Annotated in this window: 10 protein-coding genes and 1 tRNA gene; 10 read left to right on the forward strand and 1 reads right to left on the reverse strand. The window is 59.2% G+C overall.

Translation table 11 applies throughout. From position 1 onward, the window contains the following. Nucleotides 1–49: 49 nt before the first annotated feature. The 4 genes from G8E03_RS09115 (at nt 50) to G8E03_RS09130 (ending at nt 6,411) form a co-directional block, all read left to right on the forward strand. Nucleotides 50–886 carry an HAD family hydrolase gene (locus G8E03_RS09115; protein WP_166190883.1) on the forward strand — a complete coding sequence of 279 codons (837 nt, stop codon included), beginning with the start codon at nt 50–52 and terminating at the stop codon, nt 884–886. After that, complete coding sequence (locus G8E03_RS09120) at nt 883–4,092, forward strand: type I restriction endonuclease subunit R (protein WP_166190885.1); 3,210 nt, start codon at nt 883–885, stop codon at nt 4,090–4,092. The genes G8E03_RS09115 and G8E03_RS09120 overlap by 4 nt, the downstream gene beginning before the upstream one ends. Next, nucleotides 4,089–4,805, forward strand: a complete 717-nt coding sequence (locus G8E03_RS09125) for a M48 family metallopeptidase (protein WP_166190887.1) — start codon at nt 4,089–4,091, stop codon at nt 4,803–4,805. The genes G8E03_RS09120 and G8E03_RS09125 overlap by 4 nt, the downstream gene beginning before the upstream one ends. A 589-nt stretch (nt 4,806–5,394) precedes the next feature. Further along, nucleotides 5,395–6,411 carry a tyrosine-type recombinase/integrase gene (locus G8E03_RS09130; RefSeq protein ID WP_166190889.1) on the forward strand — a complete coding sequence of 339 codons (1,017 nt, stop codon included), beginning with the start codon at nt 5,395–5,397 and terminating at the stop codon, nt 6,409–6,411. Nucleotides 6,412–6,498: 87 nt separating this feature from the next. Here the strand turns inward: G8E03_RS09130 and G8E03_RS09135 are convergent. Beyond that, a tRNA-Cys gene (locus G8E03_RS09135) sits at nt 6,499–6,572 on the reverse strand. A gap of 193 nt (nt 6,573–6,765) precedes the next feature. On the opposite strand from G8E03_RS09135, the gene G8E03_RS09140 reads away from it, so the two are divergent. From G8E03_RS09140 to G8E03_RS09165, 6 genes are all read left to right on the forward strand, one after another. After that, on the forward strand, nt 6,766–7,419 hold the full coding sequence (locus G8E03_RS09140; RefSeq protein ID WP_166190891.1) for a protein-L-isoaspartate O-methyltransferase family protein: 654 nt from the start codon (nt 6,766–6,768) through the stop codon (nt 7,417–7,419). Nucleotides 7,420–7,493: 74 nt separating this feature from the next. Continuing rightward, the gene (locus G8E03_RS09145) at nt 7,494–8,909 is read left to right on the forward strand and encodes a TolC family outer membrane protein (protein WP_166190893.1); all 1,416 of its coding nucleotides are present in this window, start codon (nt 7,494–7,496) and stop codon (nt 8,907–8,909) included. A 12-nt stretch (nt 8,910–8,921) separates the two neighbouring features. Beyond that, nucleotides 8,922–9,848 (forward strand): hypothetical protein, encoded by a 927-nt coding sequence (locus tag G8E03_RS09150; RefSeq protein ID WP_166190895.1) that lies wholly within the window; start codon nt 8,922–8,924, stop codon nt 9,846–9,848. A gap of 63 nt (nt 9,849–9,911) precedes the next feature. Beyond that, complete coding sequence (locus G8E03_RS09155; RefSeq protein WP_166190897.1) at nt 9,912–12,977, forward strand: valine--tRNA ligase; 3,066 nt, start codon at nt 9,912–9,914, stop codon at nt 12,975–12,977. Next, on the forward strand, nt 12,974–13,528 hold the full coding sequence (locus G8E03_RS09160; RefSeq protein ID WP_166190899.1) for a hypothetical protein: 555 nt from the start codon (nt 12,974–12,976) through the stop codon (nt 13,526–13,528). Before G8E03_RS09155 ends, G8E03_RS09160 begins: the two co-directional genes overlap by 4 nt. Further along, complete coding sequence (locus G8E03_RS09165) at nt 13,525–14,616, forward strand: pyridoxal phosphate-dependent aminotransferase (RefSeq protein ID WP_166190901.1); 1,092 nt, start codon at nt 13,525–13,527, stop codon at nt 14,614–14,616. Before G8E03_RS09160 ends, G8E03_RS09165 begins: the two co-directional genes overlap by 4 nt. Nucleotides 14,617–14,958 lie beyond the last annotated feature (342 nt).

Raw genomic sequence — 14,958 nt, forward strand, 5'->3', positions numbered from 1 at the left:
ACTTTGCAAATTACTTTGAAACATCAAGATATCTAAGAGGTGACCATTAATGGATGCAAACAAACGTACAGCATTAATTTACGATTTTGACGGGACGCTGGCTCGCGGAAATCTTCAGGAGACAAGCTTCATTCCTAAAATTGGAATGACGAAGGAAGAATTTTGGGGCGAAGTAAAGCAGCGCACACGGGAGCATGACGCTGACGAAATCCTCGTGTATATGCATCTGATGCTTGAAAAAGCCCGCGAAAAAGGCGTTCAGGTTACGGTTGAAGACCTGCAGAGCCATGGTCAGGAGGCCCCGCTATTCTCCGGGCTCGCGGACAAATCATGGTTTGAGCGGATCAATGCGCATGCTGCTGAGCGTGGGCTCGCCCTTGAGCATTATACCGTCTCTTCTGGCATCCATGAGATGATAGAAGGCTGCGCAATCCGCGATGCTTTCCACCAAGTCTTCGCATCGAAATTCATCTATTCCAAGGGCGTAGCGGCTTGGCCAGGGGTCGGCATCAATTATACGACCAAGACCCAGTACTTGTTCAGGATCAACAAGGGAGTCGATAATCATTGGGACAATGAATCTATCAATAGTTATGTCCCAGAACTAGAACGCCCAATACCATTTGATCGGATGATCTTTCTTGGAGATGGCGATACAGACATTCCAACCATGAAAATGCTGACTTACAAGGGCGGGCACTCGGTTGCAGTTTATGACCCGACCAAAACGAAGCGGGATATTGATAAGGTTCACAAGCTAATTTCGGATGGTCGCGTCGATTTCGTTGCTCCTGCTGATTATAGTGAGAACGGCCAAATCGACATCATCGTTAAGGGGATTATCGGTCGGATTGCACGGCAACATGGATACAGGCCCAAGGCATGACCTTCGATCCCGCAGAAAAATATCAATCCCAGATACCGGCGGTCCAGACGCTGGTGGCGCTTGGTTTCCAGCCCCTTTCACAGGGACAGGTCGATCATCTGCGGGGTAAAACCCGCAGCGTGATCCTCGACGACATCGTTGTGGAGCAGATGCTGAAGCTCAACAGCTACAGCTATCGTGGCAAGAGCTATGCGTTCGATCTGGAAGACGCGCATGAGGCGCTGCGCCGCCTCAAGCCGACCCCTGACAAACTCAAGGGGCTGAAAGGCACGAACCAGGATATCTATGATCTCTTGGTTCTGGGCACGACGATTTCCAAGGCGATTGAAGGCGACAGCAAGAGCTATTCCTTCAAGTACATCGACTGGGAGACGCCCGAGAACAACGTCTTCCATGTGACGGCGGAGATGAGTGTCGAGCGAACAGCCAGCACCGCGACACGGCGCTGCGATATCGTCTGTTTCGTGAATGGTATCCCGTTCATTGTGATCGAGAACAAGCGCCCGACAGCGTCGCTCAAGAAAGCCGATAGCCAGCTGATCGGGTATCAGAACGAGGACAACATCCCGCAGCTTTTCCACTATGCGCAGCTCTTGATGAGCATGAAGCGGCAGGAAGCCCGTTATGCCACCGTGGGCACGCCGCGCAAGTTCTGGCAAATCTGGCGCGATGAAGAGGATCAGGACGCGGACATCTTCACTGCGATCAACCGACCTTTGACGGCAGAGGAAAGGAGCGCTGTTTTCTCCGGCGACCTTGCCGACGCGCGCGTCTTTTTCGAGGAGTTGGCAGCGGGAGGGGAAAGGTCGATCAGTGAACAGGATCGCGCCATCTACGCGATGTGCCGACCGGCGCGCCTTCTCGATCTTGTGCGCCGTTTCACGGTCTTCGATGGGGGGGTGCGCAAGATCGCTCGCCATCAGCAATTCTTCAGCATCAGAATAGCTCTTGCCCGTCTGAAAGGTTTCGATCTGGAAGGGCGTCGTAAAGGCGGCGTGATCTGGCATACGCAAGGCTCAGGGAAGAGCCTGACGATGGTGATGCTTGGGCGCGCGCTTGCCCTCGACAAGGACGTGAAGAACCCCCGTATCCTGATCGTCACGGATCGCGATGACCTGGACAAGCAGATCAAGGGCACCTTCAAATCCTGCGACCTTGAACCTGTGCGAGCAGCCACGGGGGCAAATCTGATCGAGCTGATCAGGAACCGCGCACCATTGGTTACGACAATCATCAACAAGTTCGATACCGCCATCAAGGCGGATGACTTCAAGGATGATAGCGCCGACATCTTCGTTCTCGTCGATGAAAGCCATCGGAGTCAGACAGGCCGCTATGGCGGTCACGGCAAGTTCGCCTTGAAGATGCGGCGTATCTTGCCGAACGCCTGTTATCTCGGCTTCACCGGCACGCCGCTTCTGAAGAAGGACAAGAACACCCTCGATACGTTCGGGGGGTTGATCCACAAATATACGATTGATCAGGCGGTGAAGGACGAAGCGGTCGTCCCTTTGCTCTATGAAGGGCGCTTGGTCGCGCAACAGGTGAGTGGCGATGTCGTCGATACCTGGTTCGACAAGATCAGTGAGGGGCTGACGGAGAAGCAGAAAGCCGATCTAAAACGAAAATTCTCGCGAATGGATGCCTTGTCAAAGACGAGCCAAGCCATCCGCGCCAAGGCGTTCGATATCTCAGAGCACTACCGCCAGTATTGGCAGGGCACGGGTTTCAAGGCGCAACTGGTGGCACCCTCAAAGGCCGCTGCCGTGCGCTTCAAGGAGGTTCTCGATGAGATAGGCCATGTGACGAGCGAGATCATCATCTCCGCCCCTGACGACAAGGAAGGGAACGAGGAAGTCGATCAGGAATCCAAGGACTTGGTACGCAAGTTCTGGGACAAGATGATGGCCAAGCACAAAACCGAGGACGAGTATAACCGGCAGGTCATCGACGCCTTCAAGGGCTCAGGCGATCCCGAAATCCTAATTGTCGTTTCTAAGCTTCTGACCGGCTTTGACGCCCCACGAAACACCGTGCTCTACGTTTGCAAACCGTTGCGCGAGCACAATCTTCTTCAAGCCATTGCCCGCGTGAATCGCCTCTATGAGGACGACGACAAGGAAAAGCAGTTCGGCTTCATTGTCGATTATGAGGGGCTTCTTGGAGAGCTCGACGCAGCACTTACGACCTACAGCGCTTTCGAAGGTTTCGACGGTGATGATGTCGCAGGATCAGTGCATGACATTCGGGAGGAAATTCGCAGGCTGCCGCAGCTGCATGACCAGCTGTGGGATGTCTTCAAGGAGGTTCGCAACAAGAAGGACATGGAACAGTTCGAGCAGCTCTTGGCTGACGACGCTAAGCGAGCAGGCTTCTATTCTCGGCTGAAGGACTATGGCCGCTGCCTGCACATCTCACTTTCCTCAGAGAAGCTTTATGACGTGTTTGACGAGGCGGCGGTTTCCACCTTTACGAAGGATTGGAAAGCCTTCTCCGAGCTGAAGCGCTCAGTCCAGCTGCGCTATCAGGAAACCGTCGATGTGAAAGAGTTCGAGCCCAAGATTCAGAAACTGCTCGACGATCATGTCACGGCGAAGCCTGCGGAGGTGATCATTGGCTTAGTGAATATCAACGATCCTGATGCGTTGAATGCTGTGATCGAAGAAGAGGGCAAAACTGCCGCCTCCAAGGCGGATCGCATTGCAAGCGCCACCAAGCGCACGATCACGGAAAAGATGGAGCAAGACCCCTCCTTCTACAGGCAGTTCTCCGAGATGCTCGCTGAGGCGATCCGCGACTATCGCGAGAAACGGATTTCGGAGAAGGATTACCTCAAGACAGTCGTGGACTTGGCAGCTCGCGTTGCGCGTCGCGATCATGGCCGTGACATGCCCGAAAGCATCAAGGGAGACACGGACGCTCAGGCTGTCTTTGGCGTCCTTGAACCGATCCTGAAGGAGATCAACGGCGGTGTTGAGGATACTGTGACAGCCGATGTCGCGCAGTCGATCATCGGGATCGTCAAGGATCACCACATTGTCGATGTCTGGTCGAACGAGATGGCGCAGAACAACATGCGCAACGCTATCGACGACTATTTCTTCGATGTCGTGCGCGACGAGAAGGGCATCGACATTCCCCTCGACCTTCTCGACGACATCGAGCTGCGGATCATGGATATCGCGCGAGCTAGGTTCCCCGGATGAGTGCCGAGGTTCTTGAGGCTAGCTTCGGCAGCGAGACGATCCGTTTTTCTGTCGTGAGGCGGGTTCGCAAGACCCTGTCCATAAGCGTCTTGCCCGACCAGCAGGTCGAGGTTGTCGCGCCCGAGGACGCGAGCTCTGAACGTATCATCGAGAAGGTGCGCAAACGCGCGCCGTGGATATGCAAGCAGCTGCGCTACTATGCTCAGTTCCAGCCCAAAACGCCAGAACGCCGGTATATCGGCGGCGAGACCCACCTGTACTTGGGGCGGCAGTATAAACTCAAGGTGATCCCCGGCATACAAAGCTCCGTCAAGATGCAGCGCGGTCAGCTGATGGTTTGGAGCACAAAGCCAGGTCGAGCCACACACACCCGTGAGCTTGTTCGAGACTGGATGTTGCAGCGGGCCCAGATCAAATTTGCCGAACGTCTGGATGTCTGTCGAGGACGCTTTTCCGACCCTGAGAAGGTCGTCCCAAACGGCCTCATCATTCGCGAGCTGAGCTATCGCTGGGGCTCGATGACAGGCCGGAAGAATCTAGTCCTCAACCGTGCTCTGATCAGCGCCTCGACGGAGGCCATAGACTATGTGATCACGCATGAGTTGTGCCATATCGAGCACCCCCATCATGGACCCGCCTTCTTTGACCAGTTGAGGCGCGTGATGCCCGATTGGGAAGAACGTAAGCTCAGACTTGAGCGACAACTCGCGTAACCCTAAAGTTGAGGACGCCCTTGTGACCACGTTAAGTCTCGCGCGTGCCCAGTCGCTTCCTTCGGGCAAAAAGTGGCATTACCGCAACACTCTGAAGAAAACGCAATCGCCGCCAGTGTCGTATCTTGAATTCCCTCAAGATTTTCGCACGCGGTGCTTCGCTTTTTTCGCATCGCATGTTCTTGGGTTCGGTGACCTCTCGCAGCCAACAAACCTTGATCGGCAAGGTGAGTTTATGTCTTCGACGCATAGATTTTCGCGGCTGAAATTCATGGATTTTCGCAAGTCGGACCATTCGAGGCTTCGTCGAGTGCCTCCTTGTCGATTGCTTTTATGGGGGGCACCATCGATTCATCTGAAGAAGCTAGGACGACTTGGGGCCTTACGCCGTGCGCTCAATCACTCCCTTATTTGCCAACGAGCGAACTGCTGCGCTCCTTTTCGACATGAAGCCTGCAGAGTTTCGATCTTTAGTGAGTCAAGGGGTTTTGCCTAGGCCAATGGAAATCGGGGGCCTTGAGCGTTGGGATGTCGAGCAACTTAGAGCGATTGTTACTGGCAGGATGGTGGCAGGAGGCGGATTGATAGAATGGTAAGCCGCAAGAAATTTCTTTGGCAACATCCGGCGGGTCGCTGGTATGTGCGCAAATACCTTAACCGTAGGATGGTCTACCTGGGTCGGATCACGGCAACTGAAGGTAGCGCCGAATTTGATCGACAGTATTGGGAAATCGTCAGTGGTAAGAGGGCTGCCGCAAAAACGTCTTGGGGCGCGCTTATAGACGATATGCTGGATACTGATAAGTGGGCTAGCCTTTCTCCGCGGTACCGTAAAGACTTTGAACTGGTTTTCGAGTATCTTAGAGATAAGATTGGTGATGCAGACGTGGCTCGGCTCAGTCAGGCTGACATATACGACGCGATGGAAAAGAACCGTCACCGCGTCCGGTTCGCCAACTACCTCCCAACCGCGATTAGCATGTTGTCCAAGCTTGCGATCCGCAAGCGGTGGCGCAAGGACAACCCGGCAATCGACATTGAACCGCTCAAGGTTCCCAAGGCGCGCCAGAAACCGCACCTGCCATGGGCGGATTGGGCGGTGGAGAAAATGCGAGAGGAAGGCGAACCCGTACCGCTGCTAATCTTTGAGATCGGCGTGGGCAGTGTCCAGCGCCCCGGTGATTGGGTGGACTTTCAATGGGGCGACTATGACGGGGAAACCCTCAAGCTGCGCCAGAATAAGACGGACAAGCCGCTGCACCTTCCATGCACTGAGGTGCTCAAGGCCGCGTTGGACCGTACCAAGGCTGATCTGGGATTCGCGCCACACCCGTCGCGCCATATCCTGACACGCGCTGATGGCTCTGCGATGGACTATCATGCGATGGCCCGCGTCATGGTGCGCGAGCGTAAACGGCTGGGCCTCATGCCCTACGATCAACACGCGCTGCGCTATCGAGGCGTGATGGAACTGGCCTGGGCGGGCTGCACTGACGACGAAATCGCCAGTTACAGCGGCCACACGTCCAAGGCGATGATCATCAAATATGCGGGGGAGGCGAGACAAATCGTGCGCGCGCGACAAGCGGCAGCAAAGCGCAAGTAGCGACGAACAGAACGAGACCAGAACGAGAAACTGATACCTGAGGTGATACCCAAATGAGCAGCCCCTTTGCTAACCCATTGGATTTATTGGAGGCGAGTAGGAGAATCGAACTCCTGTACACGGATTTGCAATCCGCTGCGTCACCACTCCGCCAACTCGCCTCAAAGCCTTGTGGTGTTGGGCTGATAGCGTGGTGCGTGGGGCTGTGCAAGTGCATTGTTACGGCTGGTGTTCCGGCGTATTGCTTGTGGTGCGTTCTCAGGAAGTCTTGAGGGTTCTTGAGCCGTTGCCCACGACGCCGCGCTGTGGCACATCGTGGAGCAGACATATGCCGCTCGCAAGGACACCCAGCTCATGACCGATTTCAAGTCCGCCCGCACCGCCATGGTCGATTGCCAGATCCGACCTTCCGAAGTGACGCGCTACCCGATCATTCAGGCCATGCTGACCGTGCCGAGAGAGCAGTACCTGCCCAGCGAGGCGCAAGCCATCGCCTATATGGGGGAGCATGTGGACATCGGTGGCGGTCGTGTCTGTCTGGACCCGCGCGTTCTGGCCAAGCTGATCGACGCGCTGGCGATTCAGCCTGATGACCTCGTTCTGGATATCGGCTGCGGGCTGGGCTATTCTACCGCGATCATCGCCAACATTGCGGAGGCGGTCGTCGCGCTGGAGGAAGACGAGGCGCTGGCCGAGGAAGCCGCCGCTACGTTGAGCGCGCAGGGCGTGGATAACGCGGTGGTCGAGAAGGGGCCACTGGTGGCTGGCGCGCCGTCCCATGGACCCTATGACGTGATCATTATCCAGGGCGGGATAGAGGCATTGCCCGACGCGATCGCGGATCAGTTGCGCCCCGACGGTCGCATCGCAGTGATCGAGATGATGGGGCCACTGGGCGTGGCGCAGTTGGGCGTGAAGGGTGCGAACGGCATAAGCTGGCGGCGCAGCTTTGATGCAACGGCTCCGATCCTTCCGGGCTTCGCAGCCGAAAAAGCGTTTGTGTTCTGACCGGGGCTGCGGTTGACTCGACTTTAAGTGACCCGGGATCACCAAACCCGATAGGACAGTATAAGGATATCGCGATGAAGCGTATTGCTGGGCGGCTCGCCTCGACTCTTTCGGTTATGGCGCTGACGGTCGGTGCGTTCGGCACTTTCAGTGCCGTTCAGGCGGAAACGCTGACCGACGCACTGGTTCAGGCCTACAACAACTCTCCGACGCTGGATGTGGCGCGGGCCGGATTGCGGGCCACCGACGAAAACGTTCCGCAGGCGCGGGCCGGATTGCGGCCCAGCGTGTCAGCCACGGCGCGGGCGACAGTGGCCACGAGCAATGACCGCTTTTTCGGTGGCAGGGACGACCTCGCCGACAGTGAGACGGTGGGCCTCAACGGCAGCTGGACGATCTTTGACGGGGGACAGACCGCTGCCGCAGTCGATGCAGCGCTTGCCACGGTCAGCAGCGCGCGTGCGCAACTTACCGTGCAGGAGCAGAGCGTGCTGCTCGACACCGTGACCGCCTATCTGAATGTGCGACGCGATCTGCAATTCGTGTCCCTGGCCCAGAATAACGTGCGGGTCATTTCACGTCAGCTTCAGGCGGCCTCGGATCGGTTCGAGGTGGGCGAAGTCACCCGTACCGATGTCAGTCAGGCGCGGGCCCGGCTGGCTGCCGCGCAAACCAATTTGGTCTCGAACCAAGGGGCGCTTGAGCGGTCTCGCGATGCGTATACTGCGGTTGTCGGTGTGGCGCCGAGCAATCTGGCACCGCCCCCCGCCCTGCCGCAACTCCCCTCAAGCGAGAGTGAAGCGCTGGAGATCGCAAACGCGAATCATCCCTCGCTGTTGGCCCGCCGGGCGCAGGTCCGAGCGGCGGAGTTCGCTGTTACCCAGGCCCGTGCCAATTTCCGCCCTTCGGTCGAGTTGAACGGCAACGTGTCCTACGGCAACACCTTTGACGATGTCGTTGGGGGCGGACAGGTCAGCAACAGATCGTCGCAGATCGGGGCCAGCGTCGTTATGCCGCTGTATCAGGGTGGCGCATTGTCCAGTGCCGTTCGCCAGCAGGTCGCGCAACTGGAACAGGCGCAGGCGGAGTTGAACGACACCGCCCGGCTGATACAGCAGCAGGTATCGGTCGCGTGGACCAATTTCGGCGTCGCCGGATCGCAGATTCGGTCGAGCCGCCAGCAGATCACCGCCGCGCGGGTCGCGTTTGAGGGGATCGTCGAGGAGGCCCGCCTGGGCGCGCGCACGACGCTGGACGTTCTAGATACCGAGCAGGACCTGCTTAATGCACAGTCCGATCTGGTGTCAGCGCAGCGTGATGAGTATGTCGCGGCCTACACCTTGCTCTCCGCGATGGGCTTGATGACGGTGGAACATCTGGGCTTGCCGGTGGACGCCTATGATCCGAACGTCTACTTTGAGGCTGTCGAAGACGGTCCCTTTGCGCCAAACCGTGGCGCCGTGCTCGACCGGGTTCTGGGACGCTATTAAGGAAATGTCGTGATGGGTAATGGTGAGGACGACGCAGGGCGTAGCGTCAAGGACGTGCTTGCCGCCATTCGTGCGCGCGTTCAGGCGGATGAGGCAGGGTTGTCGGCACGGCCCGATGACCGCACTCCGCCACTGCGTCTGGGTGAGGCGCAGCAGGTCGACGATTCCGATATTGTGCAGCCCTTGCGCCGCGAACCGGACGCACCCTTGCGGCTGGACACACCTGTTGACCGGCCCTCTGATGTGCCACCGCTACCGCTGACGACCCCGGTTCAAGACACCGCGCCACTGCGGCTCCAGCCCTCGGCCCCCGCGACGGAGGTGCCCGAGGCTCCGCATATGCATGTGGAGGATGAGCCGGAGGGTGAAGCAGGCGACGGCACAGGCGCCACCATCACCCCCCTGTTCGCCAGCCAGCCCGAGGCAATGACGATTGACGCGACCGAGGCTGAAAGAGCGACCTCCGAGGTGATCGAGGAATTGCGCGATGAACCCCGGGTTGAATCGGTGGAACAGGTCGTGACACCGCACGATGATGGGCAAGACGATAGCCATTCCACACCGACCCAAGAGGAAAGAGCGGAGACCGGTCCGCCCAATGCCGCCGAATACGACGTCTGGTCACCGGCCCCGGATATGCCCCCTTCGGAATATGACGTCTGGAGCCCGGACCCCTTTGCCGAACCGCTGCCGGACCCGGTGGAGATTGCGGCTGCTTCCTCCTCCGATACGGAGCTGGATGCCGAGGCGATACGCGCCATCGTGCGTGAGGAACTGTCAGGACGCACGAACGCTGACAGCAGCCATCTGCGCGGTGAGATCCGCGCCATCGTGGCTGAGGAACTGGAATCCGCACTTGGGCCGGACTTCCCCCGCTCCCTGCGGAAATCCCTGCGCAAGGATATCGTGCGCGCCTTGAAGGAACGCGGCCTGAACTGACCGCTTCCCCTCCGCCGCCGTGCCGGTTAAACCGCATCCGATACCGGATGAGGGATAGCAGACATGGCGATGGACAAGAATTTCGATGCGACCACCAGCGAGGCCGCGATCGCGACCGCGTGGGAACAGGCCGGGGCCTTCCGGGCAGGGGCCAACGCCAAGCCCGGCGCGGATCCGTTCTGCATCATGATCCCACCGCCGAACGTCACCGGCTCACTGCATATGGGTCATGCGTTCAACAACACATTGCAGGACATTCTGGTCCGCTGGCACCGGATGCGCGGCTTCGACACGCTGTGGCAGCCGGGACAGGACCATGCGGGCATCGCCACGCAGATGGTGGTCGAACGCCAATTGGCCGCACGGGGGGAGCCGGGTCGTCGCGAACTGGGCCGTGAGAAATTCCTCGAAAAGGTCTGGGAGTGGAAGGAAGAATCCGGCGGCACCATCATCGAACAGCTCAAGCGGCTGGGTGCCTCCTGCGACTGGGACCGCAACGCCTTCACCATGTCCGGCACCTTCCCCGATGCGGTCATCAAGACCTTTGTCGAGATGTACGAGGCCGGTCTGATCTATCGCGGCAAGCGGTTGGTGAACTGGGACCCGAAATTCGAGACGGCGATCTCGGATCTGGAGGTCGAGAACCGTGACGAGCCGGGCCACATGTGGCACTTCAAATACCCGCTGGCCGGCGGTGAGACCTATGAATATGTCGAGAAGGACGAGGACGGCACCGTCACCTTGCGTGAGGTCCGCGACTATATCGCCATCGCGACGACCCGGCCCGAAACCATGCTGGGCGACGGCGCGGTCGCGGTGCACCCCGATGACGCGCGCTATGCCCCCATCGTCGGGAAACGCTGCGAAATCCCCGTCGGGCCGAAGGAAACGCGCCGCCTGATCCCGATCATCACCGATGAATATCCCGACATGGCCTTCGGCTCCGGCGCGGTGAAGATTACTGGCGCGCATGATTTCAACGACTATCAGGTGGCCAAGCGTGGCGGCATCCCTCTTTACCGTTTGATGAACACGGTTGCGGCGATGCGCGACGACGGCCTGTCCTATGCGGACAGCGCGGCGAAGGCGCAGGCGATCCTGGATGGTGCGGAGTTCAGCGAGGCCGAGGTCGATCAGATCAATCTCGTTCCCGACGAATATCGCGGTCTGGACAGGTTCGAGGCCCGCACGAAGATCGTCGAGGCCATCACGTCCGAGGGGCTGGCCGTGATGATCCCGAACCCGGAGGCGGCGAAGGACGACACCGATGCGGAGGACGGTGAGGCGGTCCCGGATCAGGTCCGGGACGTGCCCAGCCACATCCCCCTCGTCGAGAACAAGTCGATCATGAAGCCCTATGGCGACCGCTCCGGCGTGGTGATCGAACCGATGCTGACCGACCAGTGGTTCGTGGACGCCGCCAAGCTGGCCGGCCCCGCGATGGAGGCCGTGCGATCCGGTGAAACGCAGATCCTGCCGGATAGGGATGCCAAGGTCTATTTCCACTGGATGGAGAATATCGAGCCGTGGTGCATTTCCCGCCAGTTGTGGTGGGGGCATCAAGTGCCGGTTTGGTACGGGCCGAAGGTAGAGTATGTAGAAAGCCTGAATGCCCCAACTGAATTTATGGGATCAATCTTTGGTGAGTATTCTCGCTTCTGTGCTTCATCAGAAGAGGAGGCAATTGAACTTGCGAAAGCCGCCTATCCAGACGGAGCGAACGTTGTAGTCGGAGGCAGAGATTACGAAGACGATGCGGCAGGCGACACAGAAACAATATGGTTGTCGAAAGATCATGCTGATAATCTAACGATAGGCCTTCGTCGCGACCCAGATGTCCTAGACACGTGGTTCTCCTCCGGCCTTTGGCCGATGGGCACGCTCGGCTGGCCCGAGCAGACGCCAGAGTTGGAGAAGTATTACCCGACCTCCGTCCTCGTCACCGGGTTCGATATCATCTTCTTCTGGGTTGCCCGGATGATGATGATGCAAAAGCAGATGGACCCGCAATCGCGTGCGCCGTTCCATACCGTCTATGTCCACGCGCTCGTCCGGGACGAGAAGGGGCAGAAGATGTCGAAGTCGAAGGGCAACGTCCTCGACCCGCTGGACCTGATCGACCAGTACGGCGCTGATGCGGTGCGCTTTACCCTGTCCTCAATGGCGGCGATGGGGCGTGATCTGAAGCTGTCCACTCAGCGAATCGAGGGCTATCGCAACTTCGGCACGAAGCTGTGGAACGCTGCCCGCTTTGCCGAAATGAACGATGCGACACCGGCCAGCTATGCCGGCGGCCAGCCCGATCCGCGCGCCAAGGTGAACCGCTGGATCATGGCCGAAACCGCCCGGGCCAAGGCCGATGTGGACGCGGCGCTCGCCGCCTACCGCTTCAACGATGCGTCCAGCACGCTCTACGCTTTTGTCTGGGGGACAGTCTGCGACTGGTATGTCGAGTTCGCCAAACCTTTGTTCGCCAGCGATCAGGCGGAGGAAACCCGGGCCACCATGGCGTGGGTCATCGACCAATGCCTGATCCTGCTGCACCCCTTCATGCCCTTCATCACCGAGGAGTTGTGGAAGGGGACGGCGGAGCGGCCCGAGATGCTCGTCACGACCGACTGGCCGGACTATGGCGACCTCAGCGATGCAGATGCCGAGGCGGAGATCGGCTGGATCCGCGCGATGATCGAGGAAATCCGCTCCGTCCGCTCGGAAATGAACGTGCCGGGCAGCGCGAAGACCGGCCTCGTCCTGGTCGCGGCGGACGATCAAACCCGTCAGCGGTTCGAGGATAACCGCGCGCTGGTCGAACGTCTGGCGCGGGTCGAGAACGTGACCTATGCCGATACCGTGCCCGAGGGGGCGGTAACACTGGGCCTCGCCGGGGCGACGATCTGCCTGCCGCTGGCCGGTCTGGTCGATGTGAAGGCCGAGGAGGCCCGTCTGGACAAGGCGCTGGCCAAGCTGGCCAAGGAAATCGGCGGCCTGAACGGCAAGCTGCGCAACGAGAAATTCCTCGCCAAGGCGCCCGAGGACATCGTTGCCGAACAACGCGACAGACTGGCCGCAGCCGAGGCCGAGGCCGACAAGCTGCGGGCCGCACAACTCCGAGTGAGGGCACTGGCATGAACCAGCACGATGACGTTCAGTACGGACGCTATTTCATTCGCGTGTCCTCCATTTCGGATCTGGTCCGGGCCACCGCCTTCATCGACGGGGACGACGCGCCCGTCGCACAGGCCGAGGGCGACACGGCGGATGGTGCCGTCGATACGCTGTGCGAAATGCTCGACCGCCGCGATGGCGATCGGGAGGCCGCACGACGCAGGATCGGCAAGTTCGCCGTACCCACATCGAAGGAATATGGCGAGGCCTGGGCCACCCTGGACCTTGCGCCGAAGCTGCACGCGATGGCGCTGGCCCATGCGGCGGCAGGCGATGCGGGGCTGACTGTGGCCGAACTGGCCGCCGCCGCCGGATACCCCACGCCCGCCGGTGTGAACCTGCAATACGGAATGATGGCGCGTGAAATCGCGGATGCGCTGGACATGGATCTGCCGAAGAAGCCTGCCTACAAGGGCGCGGACGCAGCGCTCGGCCTGATCGGCTGGCCCGGGGAGCCGCGTGAGGATGCGCTTGTCTGGGTCATGCATCCCGAACTGCGCAAGGTCGTGTTATGAGCGGCCCTCGTTTTACGGCGCTGGCCGCCTCGCTCCCCTCGACCGTGCCGTTCGTGGGGCCTGAAGTGCAGGAGCGCGCTCGTGGTGCGGCCTTCGCGGCCAGATTGGGTGCAAACGAGAGCGGCTTTGGCCCGTCGCCCCGCGCCATTGCCGCAATGGCCGATGCCGCGGCGGACAGCTGGAAATATGGCGATTCCGAAAGTTACGATCTTCGCACGGCTCTCGCAGAGCATCTGGAAGTGGACATGAACAGCATCGTGGTGGGCGAGGGGATCGACGGTCTGCTCGGCTACTTGGTGCGGCTGCTGGTCGGACAGGGCGATGCCGTGGTCACCTCGCTGGGGGCCTATCCGACGTTCAATTACCACGTGACGGGTTATGGCGGTACTTTGCACACAGTGCCATATCGCGACGACCATGAAGACCCCGACGCCCTGTTGACCAAGGCGCGCGAGGTGGACGCCAAGCTGCTCTATCTGGCCAACCCCGACAATCCAATGGGCACATGGCACGATGCGGCGACGGTTCAGCGCCTGATCGACGGTTTGCCGGACGGATGCGTGCTGTGCCTCGACGAGGCCTATGGTGAGTTCGCGCCGGATGGCACGCTGCCCCCGCTCGACACCTCGAATGCCTGCGTGATCCGCATGCGCACATTTTCCAAGGCCTATGGCATGGCGGGGGCCCGCATCGGCTATGCGATCACGCACCCGGAGCTGGCGGCCGCCTTTGCGAAGGTGCGCAATCATTTCGGCGTAAGCCGGATCGCGCAGTCGGGCGCACTTGCCGCTCTGCAGGATCAGGAATGGCTGCAAAGCGTGCTGACCAGAACCGCCGCCGCACGCGAAGACCTGTCCGACATGGCGCGGCAGGCCGGTTTCGCGCCGCTGCCCTCCGCCACGAATTTCGTGACCATCGACTGCGGTGAAGGGGTGGATCGTGCCAAAGCGATTCTCGATTCGCTGTCACAGGCCGGATGCTTCGTTCGGATGCCTTTTGTCAGCCCTCAGAATCGGTGCATCCGTGTATCAGTCGGAAAAGAACGAGAACTTAATCTGCTAAGGGTTGAACTTCTTAAGCAAAAATAAACCTAAGCATGAATCTAGGGGCAATCACTCGCCTCTCTAAAGACCTCGTTAACCATTGGGAGGCAGCTTGGGTGCATTAAGACTTTCTAACGAACTGACTTTGAAATCGAAGCACATATTTTTTAAATTTTCAATGCATTAGGAGCGTCCCCAATGGGGGCGCTCCGTTTTGCATATCCATGGTGCGGCGGATTTTCCGTCTGGCTTTCCATGGATTGCATTCCGTGTGGCATCGCAAAACCTCCTCACAACACGCAATTTCAGGTTGTATTACCTCTTGCGGCAATCGAGGCGTCACCGGCACTGCCACATTGAGGACATTCTCATGTGAGCACAGGCATG

This window comes from Pontivivens nitratireducens, from assembly GCF_011290545.1.
In the GTDB taxonomy this organism is placed as follows: Bacteria; Pseudomonadota; Alphaproteobacteria; order Rhodobacterales; family Rhodobacteraceae; genus Pontivivens; species Pontivivens nitratireducens.

Bases quoted from the DNA above. Each gene is read 5' to 3' on its own strand.
- G8E03_RS09115 (WP_166190883.1), top strand. From the start codon at position 50: ATGGATGCAAACAAACGTACAGCATTAATTTACGATTTTGACGGGACG.
- G8E03_RS09120 (WP_166190885.1), top strand. From the start codon at position 883: ATGACCTTCGATCCCGCAGAAAAATATCAATCCCAGATACCGGCGGTC.
- G8E03_RS09125 (WP_166190887.1), top strand. From the start codon at position 4,089: ATGAGTGCCGAGGTTCTTGAGGCTAGCTTCGGCAGCGAGACGATCCGT.
- G8E03_RS09130 (WP_166190889.1), top strand. From the start codon at position 5,395: ATGGTAAGCCGCAAGAAATTTCTTTGGCAACATCCGGCGGGTCGCTGG.
- G8E03_RS09140 (WP_166190891.1), top strand. From the start codon at position 6,766: ATGACCGATTTCAAGTCCGCCCGCACCGCCATGGTCGATTGCCAGATC.
- G8E03_RS09145 (WP_166190893.1), top strand. From the start codon at position 7,494: ATGAAGCGTATTGCTGGGCGGCTCGCCTCGACTCTTTCGGTTATGGCG.
- G8E03_RS09150 (WP_166190895.1), top strand. From the start codon at position 8,922: ATGGGTAATGGTGAGGACGACGCAGGGCGTAGCGTCAAGGACGTGCTT.
- G8E03_RS09155 (WP_166190897.1), top strand. From the start codon at position 9,912: ATGGCGATGGACAAGAATTTCGATGCGACCACCAGCGAGGCCGCGATC.
- G8E03_RS09160 (WP_166190899.1), top strand. From the start codon at position 12,974: ATGAACCAGCACGATGACGTTCAGTACGGACGCTATTTCATTCGCGTG.
- G8E03_RS09165 (WP_166190901.1), top strand. From the start codon at position 13,525: ATGAGCGGCCCTCGTTTTACGGCGCTGGCCGCCTCGCTCCCCTCGACC.